Origin of the sequence: Blastococcus sp. KM273128, assembly GCF_021698975.1 — a bacterium.
GTDB lineage: Bacteria > Actinomycetota > Actinomycetes > Mycobacteriales > Geodermatophilaceae > Blastococcus.
Map to the genome: position 1 here is coordinate 1 of NZ_SSXA01000065.1, position 23,016 is coordinate 23,016.

The following is a 23,016-nucleotide window of genomic DNA, read 5'->3' on the forward strand; positions in this document are numbered from 1 at the left end:
GATGAGACCTTCGACAAGCCACATCGTCCCTGGTCAGAGGGGCATTCGTGCTTTCCGACGCGCAGCCACACGCCTATTCGATGGTGGATCGGGGCTGAGTCGGGCGTCACACCGGCGTCACCACTCCCTCAGGACGGTCCCCTGTGCACGACTCCTCCCTCTCCCCCGTCGGCCGTCGGCGTGCCGGGTGGTTCGCCGACCGCTCTCTCGGCACCAAGTTCGGCATCTTGATCGCCGTTGTCGTGACCGCCTTCGCGGTCTTGGTCGCCGCGGTCCACGCCGGCTCCAGCAGGGTGCACGACGCCGATGTCGAGCTCGCCGAGCTCAACCGCGCGGAGAAGCTGGTGCTCCAGCTCGACACCCGGGCCAGCGAGCTCAAGGTCGATGGGTTCAAGGCCGTCACGCGTCCGGACCCCGCCGAGCAGCTGCCGGAACTCGCCGATGACATCGCCACCCCGCAGGCTCTGCTGGATGAGCTGGCCACCGTGAACCTGGAGGGGGACGCCGCCGCGGCGGTCTCCGGGCTCGCGGCGAGCTACAGCGACTACACGGACGCCATCACCGTTTTCGTCGAGTCCGCGATCGCCGACCAGTCCGCCGCCCGGCTGCGCTGGGAGGAGATCCAGGCCGCGAACGACCTCACCGACGGGGCGGTGGGCGAGGCCAAGGATGCTCTGGCGGCCGAGAGCGCCCGCGCCCAGGAGCGACTGGACGACGCGGTGGCCAGCACGGAGACGCAGAGCATCGTCGTCGCTGTGTCGGCGCTGCTGGTGATCGTGCTGATCTCGCTGCTGACCATGCGTTCGGTGACCCGTCCGGTCCGGCGGGTCAAGGACGCGCTCGACGCGCTGGCGGAGGGGAACCTCACCGTCTCGACCGGGATCAGCTCCCGTGACGAGATCGGCCGCATGGCGGCGTCCCTCGACGCCGCGCAGAAGAACCTGCGCGAGGTCCTCGGCTCGGTCACGGCGTCGGCGGATGCGGTGGCGGCGTCGTCGGAGGAGTTGTCGGCGTCCTCGGCGCAGATCTCGGCGTCGGCGGAGGAGACCTCGGCGCAGTCGGGTGTGGTGTCCGGTGCCGCGGAGGAGGTGTCCCGCAGCGTGCAGACGGTGGCCGCGGGTGCCGAGCAGATGGGGGCCAGCATCCGGGAGATCGCGACGAATGCGGCGGAGGCCAGCGAGGTGGCGCACCGGGCGGTGGCGGCGGTGGAGACCACGAGTGCGACGGTGACCAAGCTGGGTGAGTCCTCGGCGGAGATCGGCAACGTGGTGAAGGTGATCACCTCGATCGCGGAGCAGACGAATCTGCTGGCGCTCAACGCCACGATCGAGGCGGCGCGGGCTGGTGAGGCCGGCAAGGGGTTCGCGGTGGTGGCGAACGAGGTGAAGGAGCTGGCGCAGGAGACGGCGAAGGCCACTGAGGACATCGCGCGGCGGGTGCTGGCGATCCAGGGGGACACGACGGCGGCGGTGAGCGCGATCGAGGAGATCAGCCAGATCGTGGGTCAGATCTCCGATCGGCAGACGACCATCGCCTCGGCGGTGGAGGAGCAGACGGCGACGACCAACGAGATGTCCCGGTCGGTGCAGGAGGCCGCGGGTGGCACGACGCAGATCGCGGAGAACATCTCGGGGGTGTCCAGTGCCGCGGACTCCACCACGCAGGCGCTGACGCAGACCCGCACGGCGGTGGACGAGCTGTCCCGGATGGCCGCCGACCTGCGCACCACCGTCGGCAGGTTCACCTACTGAGCATCGTCCCGGGCGGCGCAGCCGAGGACGGCTCCGCTGCCCGGGACTGAATGCCCGGTCAGGGCCACCCCTTCTCGTGCAACGGGGTGACGGTGACCTGGTCGAGCACCAGACCGGCAGGCGCGGCGACGATCCACGCGATCAGAGCTGCCACCTGATCGACCGGCAGGGCCTCGTCCTCCGGAGGAGCGGACGCTTCCGAGGGCGTCGGCGCACGGCGTGACTCGGCGTCCCACACGCCCCACGAGGTCGCCATGGCCCCGGGGTAGAGCACGCAGGCACGGATCCCGTGGGGTGCGCCTTCGGCGGCCAGCGCCTGCGTGAACCCGGTCAGGGCGAACTTCGACGAGCAGTAGGCGGCGGCGCGGGCCCAGCCGCGCAGCCCGGCCACCGACGACACGTTGATGATCGTCCCGCCGCCGGCGCGCCGCAGGTGCGGGAACACCTCACGGCTGAGCAGGAAGGGAGCGCGGAGGTTCACGGCGAGGACCCGGTCCCAGTCCTCCGGCGACGTCTCCACCACCGTTCCGGGGATGTCCGTGGCGGCAGCGTTGACCAGGACGTCCACCCGGCCCCAGGTGTCGGCGACGGCGGCCACGGCCTCGGTCACCGCCTCGGTCCCGGCGAGGTCGACCGGGTGCGCGAGGGCCACGCCCCCGGCGCGCGTGATCTCCTGTTCCAGCCGGCTCAGGTCGCCGGCGTCACGGGCGAGCAGGGCGACCTGCAGGCCATCCGCGGCGAGCCGGAGCGCGGTGGACCGGCCCAGCCCGCTGCTGGCGCCGGTCACGATCGCCACCCGGTTCCTCTCCGCAAGGTCGTCCGGTCCGCCGGCCAGTGATGGGTGCACCTGTACACCATGACGCGGTCCCGTCGGCTCCGCCGCACGACCCGTCCGCGGGCTCGGCGCTCTCACCACCCGTACGAGCACGCCCGTACCGCATGTCGACAATTGCAGAATGGCCATGAAACCGCCCGTGTCGACACGTCGTCATAGATTCCGGCCATCATCGATGCCATTTCTTCGACACGCTTGGAAATCATTTCTCACGGCTCTGGGCTGCCCTACTTTCTGAGCAGCAGTCGCGTGGGTCGTCCCTGGATGATGGATCCGCACGTCGGCTGCGTGACGCAGACCCCTCACACCAGAACGGACCAGGCCAGTGGCTCTCAGCGCGCGGCGCGCAATCGGCGGAACGTCGGTATCAGGCAAGATCCTCAGCTCCGTCTCGGTGGCCGTGCTCGCCGGCGCTGCCGTCGGGGTCGTGGGGGCGGTATCTCTCGGCGAGGCCGCCGACGAGGCCGCCGCGACCTATCGCGAGAGCACCCAGGCACTCGAGCAGGTCGAGGAGATGCGCGCGCAGCTCCTCACCATCCAGCTCAACCAGACCGCCCTGCTGCTGCCGAACGTCAGCCCGGAGAACACCCAGGCCTGGGCCGAGGGTGCGATCGCGGCCACCGAGGCGTTCTCCGCGGCCGGGGCGGATTACCCCGAGACGGCGCCTACCGCCCCGCAGCAGGCTCTGGCCGAGCAGGCGATGGCCAGCTACGACGCCTGGACCGAGGTGTACGCCCGGACGCGGCAGGCCTACAGCGCTGGCGACGCGGCGGCCGCCGGCGCGCTGTACGCCCAGTCCGCGCAGCTGATGGACCAGCTGACGGGCGAGATCGCCCAGCTGCTCGACTCCGAGATCGCCGAGGCGGCCGCGTCCGCCGACGCGGTAGGCGACACCAGCGAGCGGGCGCGCACGCTGCTCGTCGCCATGCTGGCCATCGGTGCCGCCGTCGCGCTCACCGTGGGCTGGCTGGTGGCGCGGAACATCCGGCGCAGCCTGCTGAAGGTGCAGCACGTCGTCCAGGGTCTCGCCGAGGGTGATCTGACCCGGGAGACGGGCATCCGGCAGAGCGACGAGATCGGTGCGATGGCCTCCGCCCTGGACACCGCGCAGGAGAGCCTGCGCCACGTGATGGCCTCCGTCGTCGATTCGGCGGATGCCGTGGCGGCGAGCTCGGAGGAGCTCTCTGCGTCCTCGGCGCAGATCTCCTCGTCGGCCCAGGAGACCTCGGCGCAGTCGGGTGTGGTGGCCGGTGCGGCCGATGAGGTGTCGCGCAACGTGCAGACGGTGGCCGCGGGTGCCGAGCAGATGGGTGCCTCGATCCGCGAGATCGCCAGCAACGCGGCCGAGGCCAGCGAGGTGGCGCACCGGGCGGTCACCGCGGCGGGCACCACCACCGCGACGGTTGCCAAGCTGGGGGAGTCCTCGGCGGAGATCGGCAACGTGGTCAAGGTGATCACCTCGATCGCGGAGCAGACCAACCTGCTCGCGCTGAACGCCACGATCGAGGCGGCGCGGGCCGGGGAAGCGGGCAAGGGGTTCGCGGTGGTGGCCAACGAGGTGAAGGAGCTGGCGCAGGAGACGGCGAAGGCGACCGAGGACATCGCCCAGCGGGTGCTGGCCATCCAGGGCGACACCACCGCGGCCGTCGCCGCCATCGAGGAGATCAGCACGATCGTCGCCCAGATCGCCGACCGCCAGACCACCATCGCCAGCGCGGTCGAGGAGCAGACGGCGACGACCAACGAGATGAGCCGCTCGGTGCAGGAGGCCGCGGACGGAACCGGTCAGATCGCCGCGAACATTGCCAACGTCTCCGGGGCCGCGGACTCCACCACCCAGGCGCTGGGTCAGACCCGCACCGCGGTGGACGAGCTCTCCCGGATGGCCGCCGACCTGCGCACCACCGTCGGGCGGTTCACCTACTGATTCCCGCTGATTCCCGCGACCGAACCGGTCGCACCCGTCCACCGGGAGCGCGCAGCCGGCGGCTGCGCGCTCCCGGTGCCATGCGGGGCACGACGGTCAGCGCCGCCGTACGCTCGACGGCATGTCTGCGCACGGGGTCGGCGCCGACCCTCCGCTGGCGCGTCAGCTCCCGCTGGCGAGCCGCTGGTTCGATGCGCGGTCCCGGGAGCGGCTGGTCGAACTCGGGTGGCCGCCGCTGAGTGCGGGCCAGACCCTCCTGTTCGCGCACCTGGTCCCCGACGGTGTCACGGTCGCCGAACTCGCACGGCGTCTCGGCAACAGCCGCCAGGCGACGCACGAGATGGTCCGGGGCCTGGTGGATCTCGACCTGCTGTGCCTGCAGGACGACCCCCGGCGCCGTGGCGGGCGCCTGGTGCTCCTGACGGCACGCGGCCGCGTGCTCTTCGACGATTGCGCCAGGGTGCTCGACGACATCGAGGCGACGTTGGACCGAGGGCACACGCGGGCGCTGCGCCGGTCTCTGGGGGCACTCTGCCTCGGCGAGCCGGCTCTCCGCGAGGGGGGCACCGAGGCCGACCTGGACCCGGAGCAGGCTCAGGAGGCGCGAGGCCCGAGCGCGCAGGTCAGGGTGCGGGCTCGTCGTCGATGACGTCGGGGAGCTGCACAGGTCCGGCCTCGTCCGGCCGCGGTCGGTCCTGGCGGTGCAGGCGGACCGCGATCAGGGCGACGTCGTCCTCGGGGCGGCCGTGCACCAGCTGCTCCAGGAGCTGATCGCTCAGCTCCTGCAACGGCTGACCGGCGAGACAGGCCAGCTCGCTCCTGATCCGGTCCAGCCCGGCGTCGAGATCGCTGTCCCGGCGCTCGACGAGACCATCGGTGAACAGCACGACCGTGTCCCCCCGCCGGAGGGTGACCACCGACTCGGAGCGGGCGACGTCGTGCTGGACGCCGAGCAGCAGCTCCGGGCGATCCGGCGCCAGCTCGGTCACGGCGCCGTCGGCGTCCAGCACCAGCGGCGGGAGGTGGCCGGCGTTGGACCAGCGCAGCCGTGTCGTGCCGTCACGTCGCTCGGCAGGGGTCTGCTCCAGGCGGGCGACGACGGCGGTGGCCAGGGCGCCCATATCGAGCAGCGCCATGGAGGCGTCCAGGCCGGACAGGATGCCCGCCGGGCCCAGATCGCTGGTGGTGGCGATGCCGCGCAGCAGGCCGCGGAGCTGGCCCATGCTGGCCGCGGCGGAGATGTCGTGCCCGGCGACGTCGCCGATGACGAGCACGGTGGCCCCGGCGGCCTGCAGGAACGAGTCGTACCAGTCGCCCCCGACGGCCGTGGACTCGGCGGCCGGCAGGTAGCGCACGGCGATCTCGAGGTGATCGGGCTCCGGGGGAGCGGTGAGCAGGCTGCGCTGCAACGTCTCGGCCACCACGCGCTGCTGCCGGTACAGGCGGGCGTTGTCGAGCGCCAACCCGGCACGCCCGGCGACCTCGCTCCCCGTCATCAGGTCGTCATCGGACAGCCGGCCGCGGTCCGCGCCGTTGAACAACGTCAGCAGCCCCACCGTGCGGTCCCGGCCCACGAGGGGGAGCACCACGAGGGCGTCCGGAGCCAGGCGGCCGATCAGGTCACGTGCCGGGCCGGGCTCGAGCACACCCTGCGCAGCCTTCGTCGCCCCGCTCTCGACGACGACCCGCTTGCTGGTCGCGAGAGCGCGGAACAGGAACGAGTCGTCGCGCAGCGCGGGGATGCGCGCGGTCGAGTACTCCTGCACCAGCGGCCGCAGGCGCTCGTCGCGGTGCCACGAGCTGACGTCGTGGAGGCCGCGGCGGTGCCCGGCTTGCTCGCCGTCATCGATCAGGCTGACGACGCACCAGTCGGCCAACGCCGGCACCACCAACCTGGCCAGCCTGGCCACTGCGAGCTCGGCCTGCATCGTGCCGGAGAGCTGCTCGGTGAGCGCCGCGAGCAGCTCCATCCGGTCCTGCTGGCGACGTCGGCCGGTGATGTCGAGGAAGTACACCGCCAGCCCGTCCGGGCTCGGCCAGGCGAGCACCTCGTACCAGGCGTCCAGTGGCGGCGGGTAGTACGCCTCGAAGACGACGTTCTCGCCCGACCCCATGGCGTGCCGGTAGCGCACCTCGAACGGGCTGCCGATGGCGGCGGGGAACTGCTCCCAGATGTTCTTGCCGACCAGATCGCCGTCGACCGCCTGCAGGAGCCGCTGTGCGTGGGCGTTGACGTAGGTGAAGCGCCACTGGCGGTCGACGGAGAAGAAGGCCGCCGGCATCGTCTCCAGCACGCGGGCCACGCCTTGCTCGGCCGCGTGCCTGCTGGTGACGTCCGTCACCGCGCCGAGGAACCGCACGGGTTCGCCCTGCTGGTCGCACAGCGTGCGCCCGCGGGCGGAGATCCACCGGGTGTCCCCCGAGGGCAGGCAGATGCGGTAGAGAGACTCGAAGTCACCGCAGGCGTCGATCGCCGCCTGCAGGGTCTGGCTCACGCGGTCGAGGTCGTCCGGGTGGACGCGGGCGTTGAAGGCCTCGATGGTGCGGTCGAACGACCCCAGGTCGTACCCGAACATCGACACCAGGCGGTCGTCCCACTCCAGGGCTCCGGTGACCAGGTCGTAGTCGAAGGTGCCGATGCCGGCGGCGTCGATGGCGAGCTCGGCGCGCAGCCGCGTCGTCTCGTCATCGGCCGCGAGGACCGCCGGGTCGCCGTACTCGTCCGCCGAGTGCCTCTCGTTCCACACGTGCCACTGCGAAGTGCCCGATCGCGACTCGGTGAGGCGAGTGCGAGACGCCGGCGGTGATCATAGCCGCCTCGTCAGGGTCGTTGACACGGATGCGGCGCCGGATGTCCGCCGGCACGAGCATCGATCGTCCATCCCGTCTCCCCGGTGCCCCCGACGAGGGACGGCGGGTCACGCCTCAGCGTCTCAGCTCAAGTGCGCGGCCCACTGTGCCGAGGGAGCAGGAACCGGACCACCACCCCCATCGACGAGGGAGCCCCCATGGCCGCGCCGGCCGGCAAGCCAACCGTGACCCAGACGCTGCACGAGTACGAGAGCGTCATCGACGCCATCCACCGTTCGCAGGCGGTCATCGAGTTCACGGTCGACGGCACCATCCTCACCGCCAACGAGAACTTCCTCGCCGCGGTGGGCTACACGCTCGACGAGGTGCGCGGCCAGCACCACCGGGTGTTCTGCGACCCTGAGCACGCGGCCTCCGAGGAGTACGCGGCCTTCTGGGCCACCCTCGCTGCCGGCACGTACGTCACCGGGGAGTTCCGTCGCCGACGCAAGGACGGCAGCGACCTGTGGTTGCAGGCCAGCTACAACCCCGTCCTGGACGACGCGGGTGCGACGTCGAAGGTGATCAAGTTCGCCAGCGACACCACCGCGGCCAAGCTCGCCACCGCGGACCAGTTGGGCAAGGTTGCCGCCATCGACCGCGCGCAGGCCGTCGTCGAGTTCGACCTCAGCGGGCGGGTCATCGATGCCAACCAGAACTTCCTGGCCACGATGGGCTACTCGCTGGCCGAGATCCGGGGCAAGCACCACCGGATGTTCTGCGAGCCGGAGCTCGCCGCCAGCCCGGCCTACGTCGACTTCTGGCACGACCTGGCCCGGGGCGAGTTCATGAGCGGGCACTTCAAGCGGCTCGCCAAGGACGGCCGCGAGGTGTGGCTGCAGGCCACCTACAACCCGATCCTCGATCCCGAGGGGCGGCCGGTGAAGATCGTCAAGTTCGCCAGCGACGTGACGGCTGACACCCAGCGCAGCGCCGAGTACCTGGGCAAGGTCGCGGCCATAGACCGGGCACAAGCCGTGGTGGAGTTCGACCTCCAGGGCCACGTCCTGGCCGCCAACGGCAATTTCCTGGCGACCATGGGGCACTCCCTCGCCGACGTGCAGGGCAAGCACCACCGCGTCTTCTGCGAGCCCGAGTACGCGCAGTCCACCGAGTACGCCCACTTCTGGGAGCGGCTGGCGGCGGGGGCCTTCGAGACCGGGGAGTACAAGCGGCTCGCCAAGGACGGCCGCGAGGTGTGGCTGCAGGCCACGTACAACCCGATCCTGGACGCGGACGGGCGGCCGATGAAGGTGGTGAAGTTCGCCACCGACGTGACCGAGGCCAAGCTGCGCAACGCGGAGACCGAGGCGCGGCTCGCCGCCGTCGCGCGGGCTCAAGCGGTGATCGAGTTCGACCTCGAGGGCATCGTCCTCACCGCCAACGAGAACTTCCTGCGGACCATGGGCTACTCGCTGCGCGAGGTGGTCAACCAGCACCACAGCACCTTCTGCACCGAGGAGTACACCCGGTCCGAGGAGTACCGCGACTTCTGGCTGCGGCTGGGCAAGGGCGAGGTGATCGCCGGTCGCTTCCACCGCAAGGGCAAGTACGGGCGCGACGTCTGGATCCAGGCCACCTACAACCCGGTGCTGGACCTCGCCGGCCGGCCGGTCAAGGTGGTCAAGTACGCGTATGACATCTCCGCGCAGGTGGAGCGCGAGCAGCGCATCTCCACCGGCACCCGCGACATGACGGCCTCCGTGCGCAATCTCTCGCGCTCCATCGAGGACATCGCGTCCAGCTCGCAGACGGCCACCGGCCTGGCCGACGAGACCCAGGAGAACGCCCAGCGCGGCGTGGAGGCGCTGCGCGCCTCACTGGAGGCCATCTCGCTCATCCAGCGCTCGTCGGTGTCGATCAGCGAGATCGTCCGCGTCATGGGTGACATCGCCAACCAGACCAACCTGCTGGCCTTCAACGCCTCCATCGAGGCCGCCCGCGCCGGCGAGCACGGGGTGGGCTTCTCGATCGTGGCCGGGGAGGTCCGCAAGCTCGCCGAGCGGTCATCGGAGGCGGCGGCGCAGATCGGCAAGCTGATCGAGGAGTCGACCGAGCGCGTCGACCAGGGGTCGGAGGTGTCGAAGCGCGCCGAGGAGGCGTTCGAGCAGATCGTCGACAGCGTCGCCCGGACCACGGATGCCATCCGGTCGATCTCCCGGTCCACCCAGGTGCAGCAGCAGGCCTCGCACGAGGTCGACGCCCTGATCGCCGACCTGACCGCCGTCAACGGCGGCTGACCCGGGTGACGACGCCGACCGCGCCGGCCACTGCCGGCGAGAACGCCGTCCTGGGGCTGCTGCGGCTCGGGGGCATGGACGTCGCCGTCCCGCTCACCTCGCTGCGCGAAGTGGTGCCCTGCCCGCCGAAGCTGGCCGGCCTGCCGGCCAGCGCCGACGGGCTGCTCGGAGCCATGCGGCTGCGCGACCTCGCGCTGCCGGTGGCCGACCTGCGGCCCATGCTCCGGCAGCCGGCGCCTCGCGCGGACGACCAGGTGGTCGTCGTGGTCGCGGCCGGCGAGCGGGCCCTCGGCCTGCTGGCCGACCAGGTGCGCGGGGTGCTGCACCTGGCCGCCGAGCAGCTGGTGCCGGTGACGGCCGAGGGCGACGCACTGCTGTTCGCCGCCGCCTTCCTGCACCCCGAGACGGGCGACCCGGTGAGCGTCCTCGACGGGGAGGCGCTGCTCGCCCGCCCGGGCATGCCGACGATCCCCGACCTCACCCGTGCCCTCGTCGCCGAGGAGCGGCGAGCCGCCGGGAGCGGACCACGGCGCCGGATGGTCACCGTCCGGTGCGGTGGCTACCTGCTCGCGCTCGACGTGGACCACGTGCACACGACGCTGCCGGCGTTCACCGCCCGGTCCTCGGTGCTGGACGGGGGAGCGTGCCTCGGCGTCGTCGACTTCGCCGGTGCCGAGGTCCCGGTCGCGGACCCGCTCGTGCTGCTGGGGCTGGGCGAGACGGGCGGCGGCTCGGCGGGGGCCGGTGTGGTCCTCGACCTGGGCTCCGGCTACGTCGTGCTGGCGGTGACCGAGCTGCTCGACCTGCTCGACGTCCCCGCGACCGACGTCCTCCCCTTCCCGGCCATCGCGGCGCGGCGTCCCGACCTCGTCACCGGAAGCCTGGTCGGGGGTGGCGGGGCCGTGTGCCTGGTCGTGGACGGCCCGGCGCTGCTCGCCGACCGGGACGTCGTGGGCCTGGCGGCGGTCAACACCGCCCTGGACGACCCGGCATCCGCCCCGGACGCGTGCAGGGCGACGTCCGGTGCCCGCGACGGGCGGGGGGTGCCGCAGCTCGTGTTCACGGCCGGCGTCGACGTCGCGGCGCCGCTGGACCAGGTCGTCGAGATCCTCCCGTACCCGGCGGACCTGGTGCCGACGGACGCACACGCGACGGTGCTGGGTGTGACCGTGCACCGGCACGCGGCGGTGCCGGTCGTCGATCTGGGCGCCGTGCTCGGGCGCGGTTCCAGCGTGGGTGACGGGGCGTCCTGCCTGCTCCTGGTCGCGGCGGACGGGGAGCAGGTCGCCTTCGCGGTCGGAGCCCTCCGGGGCATCGAGCCGCTGGTCTGGCGTGACCCCGACCAGCCGGTGCGCCCGGCCGCCACCGCGGACCGGCTCCTGCACTCCGCGCCGCTCGTGCAGGTGGGGGCCGAGAGCCGTCTCCTCCCCCAGCTCGACCTGCAGGCACTCGCGCGCGCGCTCCGGCCGGACCGGGTCGCGGAGACCGTCGGTTGCTAGTGCCGTGTCAGGGGACCTTCGCCCGGGGGCCCTTCGCTCTGTTGCGCATGGATGTGGTTCTCCGGCGCTGGTAGCCGCATCCATGCGCATGACGGCGGTGGGGTGCACGGTCCTGCCCCGGCACGAGGCACATCGCGTGCCGGGTCATCCCGAGGTGGTGCGCTGCTCGGTCACCCCGGTGCGCGAGCGCCGTGGTGACCGGCCTCGCCCTGGCACGCCAGCAGGTCGACGAGCTGCGGACGGAGGCGGGAGATCGGTCCCGCGCCGAGCTCGGCCTCCAGGCTTCTCAAGACCGCGTAGGCGTCCCGGACGAGAGCGGCGCCGGCATCCGTGAGCCGCACCCGACGGCCGCCGCGCCGAACGGGGTCGTCCGCGGTCACGACCAGGCCAAGTCGGACCAGCCCGGCGACGAGGTGGTGCGTGGCCTGGCGGCTCTGGCCGAGCCTGCGTGCCAGCTCGGCCGGTGACGCGCCGTCGTCCCCGAGGTGGGCGAAGAGGAACGACTGGGCCGGGCTCAGCCGGGGCCAGCCACGGCGTTCCAGCTCGGTCAGGCACGCGTCGTCGAACCAGCGGGCCGCCTTCATCAGCAGGAAGGCGACCGGTGGGACGGCTCGCGACGGGAGATCTGGCACCGGGGACGAAGCTACCGCCGATGGTCGGTGATCGCCGTCGACAGAGAGGCGCTCGTCAGGTAACTTTACGGTCGGTTGTGGACGTCGAAGAGAGGCGCCGCAGTTGCACGACGCCTGATGCGATCACCGATTGGCGACCCCATGACCCTCAGCAACCCTCCCCGCCCGTTCGGGTCGATCCTCGTCAAGGACGAGGACGGCCGGCCGGTCCTGCACCTGGCCGGGGAGATCGACACCGGCGCAGTGGCCGCCTTCGAGCGTTCGGTCGAGGGTGCGGCTCCGCGCGTGACCGCGGTCGACGCCGAGGGCGTCACCTTCATGAACTCCAGCGCGATCAGCCTGCTCACCCGGGTGACGGAGGACCACCGGCGAGGCGGTGGGCGGCCGGTGCTGCGCCGGCCCGCCCGTTGCGTGCAGCTCGTCCTGGGTGTCACCGGCATCGATCAGCTCTTCGACATCCAGCGCTGACCCGCGGTCGGGCCCGGCCCCGCCCGGGTGCACCATCGGCACCGACGTGCCGACCGCCGGGGGCGGCACCTCGGGGCGGGAGGTCGTCGTGCCCGACACGCGGGAGCCGGATCCGGACGTGCCGGAAGAGCGGAGCGGTGCCGCCGATGCCATGCCCGCAGGCCCTCCCTCGACGGGACGTCCCGGCCTGGATCGTCGACTCGTCGTCGGTGCCGCGGTCGAGTTCATCGACGAGCACGGCATCGGCGAGCTCACGATGCGGCGTCTCGGCGCCCGTCTCGGGGTCGAGGCCATGGCGCTCTACCGCTACGTGCCCGGGCGGGAGCAGCTGCTCGATGCCGTGGTCGAGGCGGTCATCGACGGGCTCTACGGCGACCCCGACGTGCTGCTCCGCCCTGACCACGGGTGGCAGGACTACCTGCAGCGCCTGGCCCACGGGGTGCGCCGGGTCGCCCTGGCCCACCCGGCGGTCTTCCCGCTGATCGCGACCCGGCCACCCGCGGCCCCATGGGTGCGACCCCCGCTGCGCAGCCTGCGCTGGCTGGAGTCGTTCCTCGACGCGCTGACCAGTAGCGGCTTCTCCGACGGGGCGGCGGTCGAGGCGTACCGCGCCTACACCAGCTTCCTGCTCGGGCACCTCCTGCTCGAGGTGTCCCAGCGCGGCGTGCCGATCACGGCCGAGGACGAGCCCGGCGGCTCATCGGAGATGAGCGTGGACCTCCGCGAGTACCCGCACCTGGACCGGCTGCAGCCGATGCTCGCGCAGGACGAGTCGGCCGCCGAGTTCGAGGAGGCTCTGGAGAACCTCCTCGAACGGCTCGGTGGTCTGCTGCGCGCCCGCGGCGGTCGACGCGCCGGCCGCGGCAGTGGGAAGGCGTAGCACTGCGGGGTGCGAGTGCTCCAAATCACGGGACATGGGCGCGTTTACGTCGTAAACCACCGGGCACCACGGCTGCTGCCAGTCGGTGCCACCACCGACTGAGCCCCAGATCCGGACGACATTCCTACGCAGGAGCAGACGTGATCGACACCCAGCAGCTGAACCAGGTCGTCGGCACCACCGCCGTCGACGCCGACGGCGACAAGCTCGGCAAGGTCGGCGAGGTCTACCTCGACGACGAGACCGGCCGCCCCGAGTGGGCAACGGTGCAGACCGGCCTGTTCGGCACCAGGGAGACCTTCGTCCCGCTGGCCGGCGCCGACCTCGACGGTGACACCCTCCGCATCCCCTACGGCAAGGACAAGGTCAAGGGCGCGCCGAACGTGGACGCCGACGGGCACCTGAGCCCGCAGGAGGAGACCGAGCTCTACCGCTACTACGGCCTGCAGGACGGCTCCGGCCCCGTCTCTGGCACCGATGTGCGGGACCGGGACGGCGACGGCGTGTACGACGACGTCGCCGGCCGCGCTGTCGGCCGGGACACCTCCGGCCCGACGACGGACAGCGCCATGACCCGGTCGGAGGAGCAGCTCCGCGTCGGCACGCAGCGCGTCGAGACCGGCAAGGTCCGGCTGCGCAAGCACGTGGTCACCGAGAACGTCACCCAGACCGTGCCGGTCTCCCGCGAGGAGGTGCGGCTCGAGCGCGAGCCGATCACCGACGCCAACGTGGGTGACGCCCTCGACGGCCCGGCGATCTCCGAGGAGGAGCACGAGGTGGTCCTGCGCGCCGAGCAGCCGGTGGTGCAGAAGGAGGCCGTGCCCGTCGAGCGGGTCCGGCTGGACACCGAGGAGGTCACCGAGCAGGTGACCGTCGAGGACACGGTCCGCAAGGAGCAGATCGAGCTCGACGAGACCGGCGTCGACCGGCGCTGACGCGCCACCCGGCCGGGAGCCGGGCAGCCCCTCCGCGAACTCTGGGCTGCCCGGCTCTCCCGCGCCCAGCCGCACCACCCACCCACGGACGACGGACGACGGCGCCATCCCTCGCCGGGTCCTTCCACAGCACGAGGAGTACTCGATGAGCAGCACCGACCGCCCTGGCGACGTCCCGACGACGGCAGGCGCCCACTCCACCCGGGGCACCGCGCGCGACGCGGTCGACCGGCAGCACGACCGCTTCGGTGGGGTCAAGTGGGGAGCGGCCTTCTTCGGTTGGCTGTCGGCCAACGGCCTCGCCGTGCTCCTCGTCGCGCTGATCTCCGCCGCAGGCGTCGCCCTCGGGTTGACGCAGGGCGTTCCCAGCACCGAGGAGGTGACCCAGCAGGCCGACACCATCGGCATCGTCGGCACGATCGTCCTGCTGGTCGTGCTCTTCCTCGCCTACCTCGCCGGCGGATACGTCGCCGGCCGGATGGCGCGCTTCGACGGCGCCCGCCAGGGTGTCGCCGTCTGGATCATCGGGCTGCTGGTCGTCCTCGCGCTCGCGGCGCTCGGCGCGATCCTCGGCGCCGAGTACAACGTGCTCCAGCAGCTGCAGCTGCCGCGCATCCCGGTCGGCGAGGGCACCGCCACGACGGCGGGCATCATCGCCCTCGTCGCCGTCCTGCTGGTGACCCTGCTGGGCGCCGTCCTCGGCGGCAAGCTGGGCACCCGGTACCACCGCAAGATCGACCGCGCCGGTTTCGACGCCTGACACCGGGTAGTCGACGGGCCGCCGAGTCCCGGCGCCCCTGCGCTCGGCCGGCCGCCGGGCGCAGGGGCGCCGGGGCCCATCGTGCCGCCTGCTGCGGAAAGGATGTCGTGGACGAAATCACCGGGAGCCGGTCGGTGAGCTCGGGCGCCCCTTCGGGGGATCCGCTGCGCGCTCTGTTGCGAGCCACGCACCTGCTCGCGCCCGACCAGCTCGCCACCGAGGTCGTGGCGACCGCCCGCCGCCTGGGTGCGGTGGAGGCGGTGGCTTACCTCGCCGACTACGAGCAGCTCCTGCTCCTGCCGCTCCAGGGGCCGGGCGTACCGCCGCGCCAGGAGCTCAGCATCGAGGGATCGCTCGCCGGGCTGGCCTACCGCAGGGTGGAGGTGACCCGGTCGCCGAGTCACCAGGGCGGCGTGCGCACCTGGTTGCCGCTGCTCGACGGGGTCGAGCGTCTCGGTGTGCTGGAGTTCGTGTCCCGCGAGATGACCCACGAACTGGAAGCGCATGCACGCGCTTTCGTCTCACTCGTCTCGGAACTGCTCGTCAGCAACGACGCCTACAGCGACCTCTTCGCCCGGCTGCGGCGCCGCAAGACCCTCAGCCTCGCCGCGGAGATCCAGTGGGACCTCCTCCCACCGCTCACCTGCGCCACCGACCGTGTCGTCATCGCCGGCGCCCTGGAACCGGCCTACGACATCGGTGGCGACACCTTCGACTACGCGGTCAACGGGACGACCGTCGACCTCCTCGTCCTCGACGCGGTGGGCCACGGCCTGCCGGCGGCGCTGCTCTCCTCGGCCGCGGTGGGGGCCTACCGCCACGGCCGCCGCGAGGGCCTCGACCTGCCCGACATCTCCGCCCTGGTCAACCAGGTACTCGCTGGGCAGTTCGCCGGTAGCCAGTTCGCCACAGCGGTGATCGCCCGGCTCGACCTAGACACCGGTCAGCTGCGCTGGGTGAACGCCGGACATCCCCAACCATTGCTGCTCCGCGACGGAGCCCTTCTGCACCTGGCCGCCTGCCCGCCCAGCCGGCCCCTCGGCCTGCAGGACGTCAAGCCCGAGGCGTGCGAGACGCAGCTCTCACCCGGCGACCGACTGCTCTTCTACACCGACGGCATCGTCGAGGCCCGCTCGCCCAGCGGGAAGTTCTTCGGCGAGAAGCGGCTGGCCGACTGCATCATCCGGGGTGCGCGTGCCGAAGCCCCGCCACCTGAGACGCTCCGGCGGCTGATGCGTCGGGTGCTCGCCCACCAGGCCGACCAGCTCCAGGACGACGCCTCCATCGTGCTCCTGGAGTGGCGTACCGGCCAGGAAAACAAGCTGGAGCTGTGAGGCACTCCGGGTGACTGGTGCCGGTCCCGAAACCGGCGTCACCGGTCGAGACGCCAGATCTTCGGGTCTAGGTGCTCCACGGCGCCGGCCCGGGGAACCTACATGCCCGCAGGCGTCGAGGCCGGATGGCGGTCGGCCACATGTAGGGTCTCGTGCGGTCACCCGAAAGTTGAGCAGCACGCTGACCCTTTTCCGCGCCAGCGTGTCCACCAACCCGGCCGTGCGAGAGATTCCCGATAGCAGCGCCGTCAAGGCCAGCACGGCGGCGACGGTGGCACCGGCAGGGTTCACGGCGTCGTTGCTGTAGGTCTGCAGTCCCCTACCGCGCCCGATCAGTGGCCAATTCCAGCAGGTGGGCGTCGGTCGCATCGATCAGTCCTTGATCGCGACACCATGTCGACGAAGTCGACAGTTAGGTTTGACCGGGGACGGAGGAAGACCGCACGAAGTTATGCAGCATGACCGCGGCGGCGTGGTGGTCGTGGGGACCCCGGCTGCCGGCGGCGCTGGGCCTGGACGGCTGGGGTGACACCGCCCTGCATCTGCTCAACGGCGCCTGGGAGGACCTGCTGACCGGCGCCCGGGTGGTCTCCGACGTCGCGGGCATCGCCGTCGACGCGCTGCTCTCCCGCCTTCCGGTCGCGCTGCTCGTGCGAGGGTAGGCACCCCATCGGTGGTGCGGGACCGCGGCCCCGCACCACCGCCGCCGCCGGAACCGCGGGTCGGCGGTCAGGACGGCGAGGCGCCGGGCCGCTGCTCGACGAGCTCGACCGGTTCTGCGGCGGGTCGGACGAGCTGCCGCGCCGCCATCAACATCGCCGCCAGGAAGGTGATCGCGCCGGCCATCTCGAACGCCTCCTCGACCGAGGAGGCGATGACGAACGCAAGGCTGCCCTTCTGACCGCCGTTGAGGTCGTACGCCAGGCCGCCGAGGGACTCCACGCCGATCGCGCCCCCGACGTAGAGGACGGCGGCGATCACGACGAGCTTCCGGACATCGGCCGGCAGCGCGCGGAGGAAGCCCAGGTAGGCCAGCGCGAACGCGAGGACCAGCGGAGCGGCTACCAGGATCCAGCCGAACGAGAGGATTCCTCGGGCGTCGATGAGGGAGTCGACGATCGCGTCGGCCGACTCGTGCAGGCGACCCGCCTCGTCGGCGGAGAGGTAGGCGAACGCGAGCGCGAGGAAGGCCCAGTGCTTCGCCCACCGGTCTTCGGCGGCGCGGCGGTCCACCGCGATCCCCCAGATGACCAGCGCGGAGAGCAGCAGCAACGCGGCGTTGAACCAGGACGCCAGGTTGGCCTCCTCGTCGACGCTGAAGATGCGCAGCAGGCCCTGGAAACCGAAAAACACCGGCTGCCGTGCGCCGCTCTCGAGCTCGGCGGCGATCGCCGGGTCGGTGGCGATCAGCCGGAGCACGAGGCTGACGAGGTTGATCACGACGGCCAGCGCGCCCAGCGCGACGAGCAGCCGTCGGGTGTTGCCGATCAGCACCATGGTCGAGGTCTCCCTGCCGTTCCGAGACGCTACGGGCCGCCGTCAGTCCGCCGACCCTAGCCCCGGTTCTGCGGGACCGCCTCCGCGCTCGTCCGACGGGCACGCGGGCCGGACCCGTTGTGCGTAGCATCGCCCCGCATGACCGGACGTGGTGACGTGGAGCAGGTGCAGCTGCTGTGGACGGGTGGCTGGGACTCCTCGTTCCGGCTGATGCAGCTGCTGCTCGTCGAGGGGCGCCCGGTGCAGCCGATCTACGTGCTCGACACTGGCCGCCCCAGCACGCTCTTCGAGCTGCGCGCCATGGAGGACATGAGGGCGGGGCTGCTCCCCCGGCTGCCGGACCCGGCCCTCCTGGCCCCGACCCGGTTCGTCCTGGCCAGCGACCACCCGCCCGGCGAGCGGGACGCCGAGATCGGCGACCGCCTGCTCCGGGAGACCTCGATGGGCACCCAGTACCTGTGGCTCAGCGGGCCGGCGGCGGCCCTCGGCTGGTCGGGTGTCGAGCTCTGCATCGAGCGCTACGAGTCCGGCCTCAGTGACTGGCAGCGCCGGGTGTTCGTCGAGCCGGACCGGCTCGACGGCTCGCCGGAGTCCGAGCTCTTCCGGTTCTGGTCGTTCCCCGTCATGCACCTGACCAAGGAGGAGATGCGGGAGATCGCGCGGTCGCACGGCTTCCTCGATCTCCTCGCGCGGCGCTGGTCCTGCTTCCGCCCGCTGGCCGGCCGGCCCTGCGGCCGTTGCCGGCCCTGCCGGCTGACGCAGGACGAGGAGGTGCGGTTCGCCAACCCCGTCCTCGTCGCGGCCCGCGACCTCGCGCGCAAGACCCGGAAGGGCCTGCGCGAGCCGGCCGCGGCCCTCGAGGTGCTGCGCCGCCGGTGAGGTCGCAGTACCGAGCGCGGGCTCAGCCCGGGAGCGCCGGAAGCGACCACCGCGACCCGAGCCACGCGTCGAAGGACGCCGGTTCGAACCGGGTGACCCCGCCCCCCGGGTAGGGCGTGAGCTCGCCGAACCAGATCGTGCCCCCCGCGCTGTACAGGTCGACGCGCATGAAGTCGAAGGAGCGGCCCAGCACCTCGGCGGCGCGCAGCATCGCCGAAAGGTTCCCCGGCGCCGCGGTCGGCGGCCCGCCCGGCACCGTCTTCTGCACCGGGAGCGGCGCCCAGTCCGGGGTGTAGAAGGTCCGCGTGTGCTCGCGGGTGAACCGGCCGCGGTCGACCTGGATCGCCGCGACCTCCCCGTCGAACACGAAGAACTTGTAGTCGTCCAGCGGTTCGCCCCCGCCGATGGCCTCCTCGACGACGAACAGCTTCCGGGCCTCGCCGTAGGCCCATTCGCCCAGCAGCACGCTCTGGTCGTCGCGCAGCCAGTCCCGGGTGGCGCCGACCGTCGCGGCGTCCACCCCGTCGGAGGCCGCGCCGAAGCGGACCAGGCCGCTGCGGTGGTTGGGCTTGAGCACCCACGCGCGGCCGAAAGCCCGGCCGGCCACCGCCGCCAGGTCATCGCCGGCCCACAGCGTCTCCGGCACGGCCACCCCCGCCTCGCGCGCCAGCCGGTGCGCGTGCTCCTTCATCGCCAGCTTGTCGCAGGTCCACGCCAGCTCGGACCGGCGGTCCCGGAGGATCCGCCAGTTGACCTTTTCCGAGAACGTCCGCGGGTCGCGCAGGTCGGGCAGCTGCCGGTGCCCGGCCAGGTAGAGGTAGCGGCGCCGCGCGGCCGGCGGCAGCAGGCCGGCGATCCGGCGGTGCGCGGGCTGCAGGTGAGAGCGGAGCACCCAGTTCAGCGGGCTCCGGGGCATCGAGATCCTCCTGCGCGGGGACACCGCCCTGCCGGTGACCTCCTGATCGTGCGGCGTCGCGGCCCCACTGCGCCGCCGAGAGTACTCGTACCCGGGCTAGGTGTACCCGGCCGCGGCGTTGGTGACGGCGGCCGGACTTGAATGCAGGAGAACCTCCGAGTGGGGTGGGCGAGCCATCCGCCTCGACCGGTCGCGTGTCGGATCCGCCGGCGGACCCACCGCCCCCGGGGGGGCGACACGTCGACGCCCTCGTCCAGCCAACCGGCATCCCCGGCCCGCTGTCGCTCCCCAGGATGCTGGGTTCTCGTCGTCCCGGGCGTCCCGGTGTCGACACAGGCGGGCAGGCGGCCGGTGAAGCCCGGGGCCGGTCACCGCCCCGCGGCTCACATCTCGGTCACGCCCGCCGGCGACCGGACGCTGCGCGGCTCCCGACGCCCTAGCTTTCGCCTGTCCGGATCGGCCGTGCGCGGCAGGACGGATCACCGTCAACCAACGACCGCCCACGAGCGGACGGTTCGACCGGTCGGAGACGACCGGACTCACGCGAGAAGGCATCCCATGACCGACACAGACGCACGTCCCACGACCGCACCGGCGCGCAGTCGCTCCTGGTGGGGTGACCGCGGAATCAAGACCAAGATCCTCGTGGCCGTGGCGGTGGCGGGGTTCGTGGCCGCCCTCGTGGGGGTTCTCGGGCTGCAGGCCCTGAACGCCTCCGCGGACCGGACCCAGCTCATGCTCAACGACAACGTGCACGGGATCACGAACGCGGCAGCCATGCGTGGCGGCTTGAAGGACGTCCGAATCCGGACCCGCGATGCTCTGCTCAGCAGCGACCCGGCCCGGAAGGCGGAGGCGCTCGACCAGGTCGCCGAGTTCGACGCCCGGTTCCAGGATTCGCTGTCCGCATATCTGGACGAGACCAGCGCGCCGGAGAAGCGCGAGCTCGCCAACAAGATCGGGGAGGAGTTCCAAACTTATCTCGCCACGGTCGACACCGTGCTGACGCCACTGGCGCGAGCCGATGACTACGCGGCGTGGATCGCAGCCAACGAGACGCAGATCCGCCCGCTGACCAGTCAGATCGAGAAGGACCTCAACGCCCTGATCGAGATGGAGCAGGCCGACGCAGAGGAGGCGGCGGTGGCCGCGGCCGATGCCGCGCAGCACCAGCAGCTGGTGTCGATGGTCATCCTGGTCGTCGGTGTCGCTGTCTCGCTGGCATTGGGCCTGTTCGTGGCAACTGGCATCGGCCGGGCGACGCGCAAGGTGCAGGAGGTGACCACTGCGCTGGCCGCCGGCGACCTCACGGCCACCAGCGGGCTCACGACCAAGGACGAGCTCGGCCGGATGGGCCGCTCGCTGGACGCAGCCGTGATAGGCCTGCGTGCCGTGATGTCCGACGTGGTCTCGTCGGCGGATGCGGTGGCGGCGTCATCGGAGGAGCTGTCGGCCAGCTCGGCGCAGATCGCCGCCTCTGCCGAGGAGACGTCCGCTCAGTCCGGGGTCGTCTCGGGCGCCGCCGAGGAGGTCAGCCGCAACGTGGCGACGGTGGCCGCGGGTGCCGAGGAGATGGGTGCGTCGATCCGGGAGATCGCGACGAACGCGGCGGAGGCCAGCGAGGTGGCGCACCGGGCGGTGACAGCGGTGGAGACCACGAGCGCGACGGTGACCAAGCTTGGGGAGTCCAGCGCGGAGATCGGCAACGTGGTCAAGGTGATCACGAGCATCGCGGAACAGACGAACCTGCTGGCGCTGAACGCCACGATCGAGGCTGCGCGGGCAGGTGAGGCGGGCAAGGGCTTCGCGGTGGTCGCGAACGAGGTCAAGGAGCTGGCGCAGGAGACGGCGAAGGCCACCGAGGACATCGCCCGCCGGGTGCTGGCGATCCAGGGTGACACGGGTGCCGCGGTGGCGGCGATCGAGGAGATCAGCACGATCGTCGCGCAGATCTCCGACCGGCAGACCACCATCGCCTCGGCGGTGGAGGAGCAGACGGCCACGACCAACGAGATGGCGCGCTCTGTGCAGGAGGCATCCGGCGGCGTCGGTCAGATCGCCGACAACATCACCGGCGTCTCGGGTGCGGCCGACTCCACCACGCAGGCGCTGGGGCAGACGCGCATCGCGGTTGACGAGCTCTCCCGGATGGCGGCCGACCTCCGCACGACCGTGGGCCGCTTCACCTACTGAGCCACCGGCTCAAGATCGGCCGGGCCGGGTGGTGACCACTCCGTCACCGCCCGGCCCGGATCGTGCGCGACTGGCGCCAGGCAGCCGGCGCGAGGCCGCCTCGGTACTGCGCCGGCAGACGGCAGCGGGGCGGGCCGCGAGCAGGACAGCACGGTGCACGTCAGGTGTCTTCCCGACCAGGTGGCACCTTCGCTACCGTGCACTCCGCGTGGGCCACCGGGGGTCATCCGGGCTCGGCCGACTGGGTTCCCAGCGGTGGCACGACCGGAGCGCGCGCAGCGAAGAAGGGGCTGAGGAAGTCCTCGTCCAGGTCGATGACCCGGTCAGCTTCGTGGACCAAGGCTTGTGACACGTCGCTGTTCCCGGCCGGTTCAACGGCCAGCAGGCAGACCTGGACGCCCAGGGACTGGGCTTCGGCGACACCCTCGCAGAGGTCTTCGTCCCCGGCGACCAGGTATGCCGTGACGATGGAACGCTGGCGTGCGAGAGTCGTCAGATCCCGGTAGATCAACGCGTCGACGCCCTTCTGCCTGCCCTGCACGAGGCGCCCGAGTCGCAACTTGGTGTAGTCCAGCTCCCGGAGAGCTGAATGCTCCGCAGAGGGTCGGCCCTCACGGGCACCGTCGTACCAGTACGTGCGCAGCAAGGGGAGCCCGGCGTCCTCTTCGACTCGCTCGACGAGAGCCATCAAGAGCTTGCACACGTCGACATCCAGGTTGGTGCGCTTGTGCTCGGCCACAGTCAAGCTGCCGCCGCCGGAGAGCAGGTGGCCGGCGTCGACGAGTAGAACTGTGCGGTCCACGAGGACGATAGTGCCCAGGCCGGGCGCTCAGGGCCAGTACCTGTCGACCGAGCGGCTCAGCGAGCGCCTTGGCCGCTGCGGTTGAGCCCGACTCCGGGTGCCTGGGCGGAACGTGCGAAGTACGTCCTACGTGGGAGCCTCTACGGGGTTGGCGTCTCGACGCTGCAGGCGCCACCGTAACCGGTCATGCGGGGCCGACTCCGGCGAAGCGGAGGAGGTCGACGAAGGCCAAGCGTCCCGCCGTGGTTGGCGGCAGGACGGGCGTCCATCCGGTGTCGTCCTGAGCAGGATCGATGACCGTCCATCGCCGGTCCTGGAATTAGTAGGCGTATGCGTCGTGGCGGAGGTGCTCATCGCAGGCGGTTCGCTTTCAAAGCGCCCTCGCAGCAGCCGACGTCGGCACTAGCGTGGTCCCATGCGACGCATGCACCTGTCCGGGCACGACGTCACGTCCTTCGCCAGCAGAGGCGTCTCGGCGTCACCTCGTGCTCGTGTCAGGGCAGTGGATGGCGCGGCTGTCTGAACCTCGATCCACCGTCGATCTTGGTCGGCTCGGTCGGCCTCTGATCTGATCTTGGTCAGCCGGTGCGGGCGTGAAGCAGCCGCCGGTCTGTCCGG

19 protein-coding genes are annotated in these 23,016 nt (G+C 71.7%); 13 read left to right on the top strand and 6 right to left on the bottom strand.

Annotated features, from left to right (window positions below; translation table 11 throughout):
• Window positions 1–143: 143 nt before the first annotated feature.
• Window positions 144–1,751: a methyl-accepting chemotaxis protein gene (locus tag E9529_RS16430; RefSeq protein WP_236832312.1), complete on the top strand. Its 1,608-nt coding sequence runs from the start codon at window positions 144–146 to the stop codon at window positions 1,749–1,751.
• 58 nt (window positions 1,752–1,809) lie between these two features.
• Here E9529_RS16430 and E9529_RS16435 read toward each other — a convergent pair whose 3' ends face one another.
• On the bottom strand, window positions 1,810–2,547 hold the full coding sequence (locus E9529_RS16435) for an SDR family oxidoreductase (protein ID WP_236832314.1): 738 nt from the start codon (window positions 2,545–2,547) through the stop codon (window positions 1,810–1,812).
• A gap of 364 nt (window positions 2,548–2,911) precedes the next feature.
• On the opposite strand from E9529_RS16435, the gene E9529_RS16440 reads away from it, so the two are divergent.
• Both E9529_RS16440 and E9529_RS16445 read left to right on the top strand, forming a co-directional pair.
• Entirely contained in the window at window positions 2,912–4,513 is a 1,602-nt protein-coding gene (locus E9529_RS16440) for a methyl-accepting chemotaxis protein (RefSeq protein ID WP_308195298.1), read from the top strand.
• A 121-nt stretch (window positions 4,514–4,634) separates the two neighbouring features.
• Window positions 4,635–5,162, top strand: coding sequence for a MarR family transcriptional regulator (locus E9529_RS16445; RefSeq protein ID WP_236832317.1), 528 nt, complete (start codon window positions 4,635–4,637; stop codon window positions 5,160–5,162).
• On the opposite strand, the gene E9529_RS16450 is transcribed toward E9529_RS16445, so the two are convergent.
• On the bottom strand, window positions 5,137–7,260 hold the full coding sequence (locus E9529_RS16450) for a SpoIIE family protein phosphatase (RefSeq protein WP_236832318.1): 2,124 nt from the start codon (window positions 7,258–7,260) through the stop codon (window positions 5,137–5,139). The genes E9529_RS16445 and E9529_RS16450 overlap by 26 nt on opposite strands.
• Window positions 7,261–7,521: 261 nt before the next feature.
• Between E9529_RS16450 and E9529_RS16455 the strand changes: the two genes are divergently transcribed.
• Both E9529_RS16455 and E9529_RS16460 read left to right on the top strand, forming a co-directional pair.
• Window positions 7,522–9,603 carry a PAS domain-containing protein gene (locus tag E9529_RS16455; protein ID WP_236832320.1) on the top strand — a complete coding sequence of 694 codons (2,082 nt, stop codon included), beginning with the start codon at window positions 7,522–7,524 and terminating at the stop codon, window positions 9,601–9,603.
• 5 nt (window positions 9,604–9,608) lie between these two features.
• The gene (locus tag E9529_RS16460) at window positions 9,609–11,102 is read left to right on the top strand and encodes a chemotaxis protein CheW (RefSeq protein WP_236832322.1); all 1,494 of its coding nucleotides are present in this window, start codon (window positions 9,609–9,611) and stop codon (window positions 11,100–11,102) included.
• A gap of 170 nt (window positions 11,103–11,272) precedes the next feature.
• Here E9529_RS16460 and E9529_RS16465 read toward each other — a convergent pair whose 3' ends face one another.
• Window positions 11,273–11,734 (bottom strand): MarR family winged helix-turn-helix transcriptional regulator, encoded by a 462-nt coding sequence (locus E9529_RS16465; protein WP_236832323.1) that lies wholly within the window; start codon window positions 11,732–11,734, stop codon window positions 11,273–11,275.
• 141 nt (window positions 11,735–11,875) lie between these two features.
• On the opposite strand from E9529_RS16465, the gene E9529_RS16470 reads away from it, so the two are divergent.
• From E9529_RS16470 to E9529_RS16495, 6 genes are all read left to right on the top strand, one after another.
• Window positions 11,876–12,202: an STAS domain-containing protein gene (locus E9529_RS16470; RefSeq protein WP_236832324.1), complete on the top strand. Its 327-nt coding sequence runs from the start codon at window positions 11,876–11,878 to the stop codon at window positions 12,200–12,202.
• Window positions 12,203–12,353: 151 nt separating this feature from the next.
• Window positions 12,354–13,082: a TetR/AcrR family transcriptional regulator C-terminal domain-containing protein gene (locus E9529_RS16475; protein ID WP_236832325.1), complete on the top strand. Its 729-nt coding sequence runs from the start codon at window positions 12,354–12,356 to the stop codon at window positions 13,080–13,082.
• A gap of 140 nt (window positions 13,083–13,222) precedes the next feature.
• Window positions 13,223–14,017 carry a DUF2382 domain-containing protein gene (locus E9529_RS16480; RefSeq protein WP_236832326.1) on the top strand — a complete coding sequence of 265 codons (795 nt, stop codon included), beginning with the start codon at window positions 13,223–13,225 and terminating at the stop codon, window positions 14,015–14,017.
• Window positions 14,018–14,162: 145 nt separating this feature from the next.
• Window positions 14,163–14,777: a hypothetical protein gene (locus E9529_RS16485; RefSeq protein WP_236832327.1), complete on the top strand. Its 615-nt coding sequence runs from the start codon at window positions 14,163–14,165 to the stop codon at window positions 14,775–14,777.
• Between the two features lie 176 nt (window positions 14,778–14,953).
• Window positions 14,954–16,111: a PP2C family protein-serine/threonine phosphatase gene (locus E9529_RS16490; RefSeq protein WP_236832328.1), complete on the top strand. Its 1,158-nt coding sequence runs from the start codon at window positions 14,954–14,956 to the stop codon at window positions 16,109–16,111.
• 458 nt (window positions 16,112–16,569) lie between these two features.
• The gene (locus E9529_RS16495) at window positions 16,570–16,773 is read left to right on the top strand and encodes a hypothetical protein (protein WP_236832330.1); all 204 of its coding nucleotides are present in this window, start codon (window positions 16,570–16,572) and stop codon (window positions 16,771–16,773) included.
• 67 nt (window positions 16,774–16,840) lie between these two features.
• On the opposite strand, the gene E9529_RS16500 is transcribed toward E9529_RS16495, so the two are convergent.
• A complete protein-coding gene (locus E9529_RS16500; protein ID WP_236832331.1) occupies window positions 16,841–17,608 on the bottom strand; it encodes a hypothetical protein in 768 nt (255 codons plus the stop codon).
• Between the two features lie 138 nt (window positions 17,609–17,746).
• Here E9529_RS16500 and E9529_RS16505 point away from each other — a divergent pair, with 138 nt between their 5' ends.
• Window positions 17,747–18,487 (top strand): hypothetical protein, encoded by a 741-nt coding sequence (locus E9529_RS16505; protein WP_236832333.1) that lies wholly within the window; start codon window positions 17,747–17,749, stop codon window positions 18,485–18,487.
• 22 nt (window positions 18,488–18,509) lie between these two features.
• Here E9529_RS16505 and E9529_RS16510 read toward each other — a convergent pair whose 3' ends face one another.
• Window positions 18,510–19,403 (bottom strand): ATP-grasp fold amidoligase family protein, encoded by an 894-nt coding sequence (locus E9529_RS16510; RefSeq protein ID WP_236832335.1) that lies wholly within the window; start codon window positions 19,401–19,403, stop codon window positions 18,510–18,512.
• 558 nt (window positions 19,404–19,961) lie between these two features.
• Here E9529_RS16510 and E9529_RS16515 point away from each other — a divergent pair.
• A complete protein-coding gene (locus E9529_RS16515; protein WP_236832339.1) occupies window positions 19,962–21,596 on the top strand; it encodes a methyl-accepting chemotaxis protein in 1,635 nt (544 codons plus the stop codon).
• Window positions 21,597–21,819: 223 nt separating this feature from the next.
• Here E9529_RS16515 and E9529_RS16520 read toward each other — a convergent pair whose 3' ends face one another.
• Window positions 21,820–22,398, bottom strand: a complete 579-nt coding sequence (locus E9529_RS16520; RefSeq protein ID WP_236832337.1) for an NYN domain-containing protein — start codon at window positions 22,396–22,398, stop codon at window positions 21,820–21,822.
• Between the last annotated feature and the right edge of the window lie 618 nt (window positions 22,399–23,016).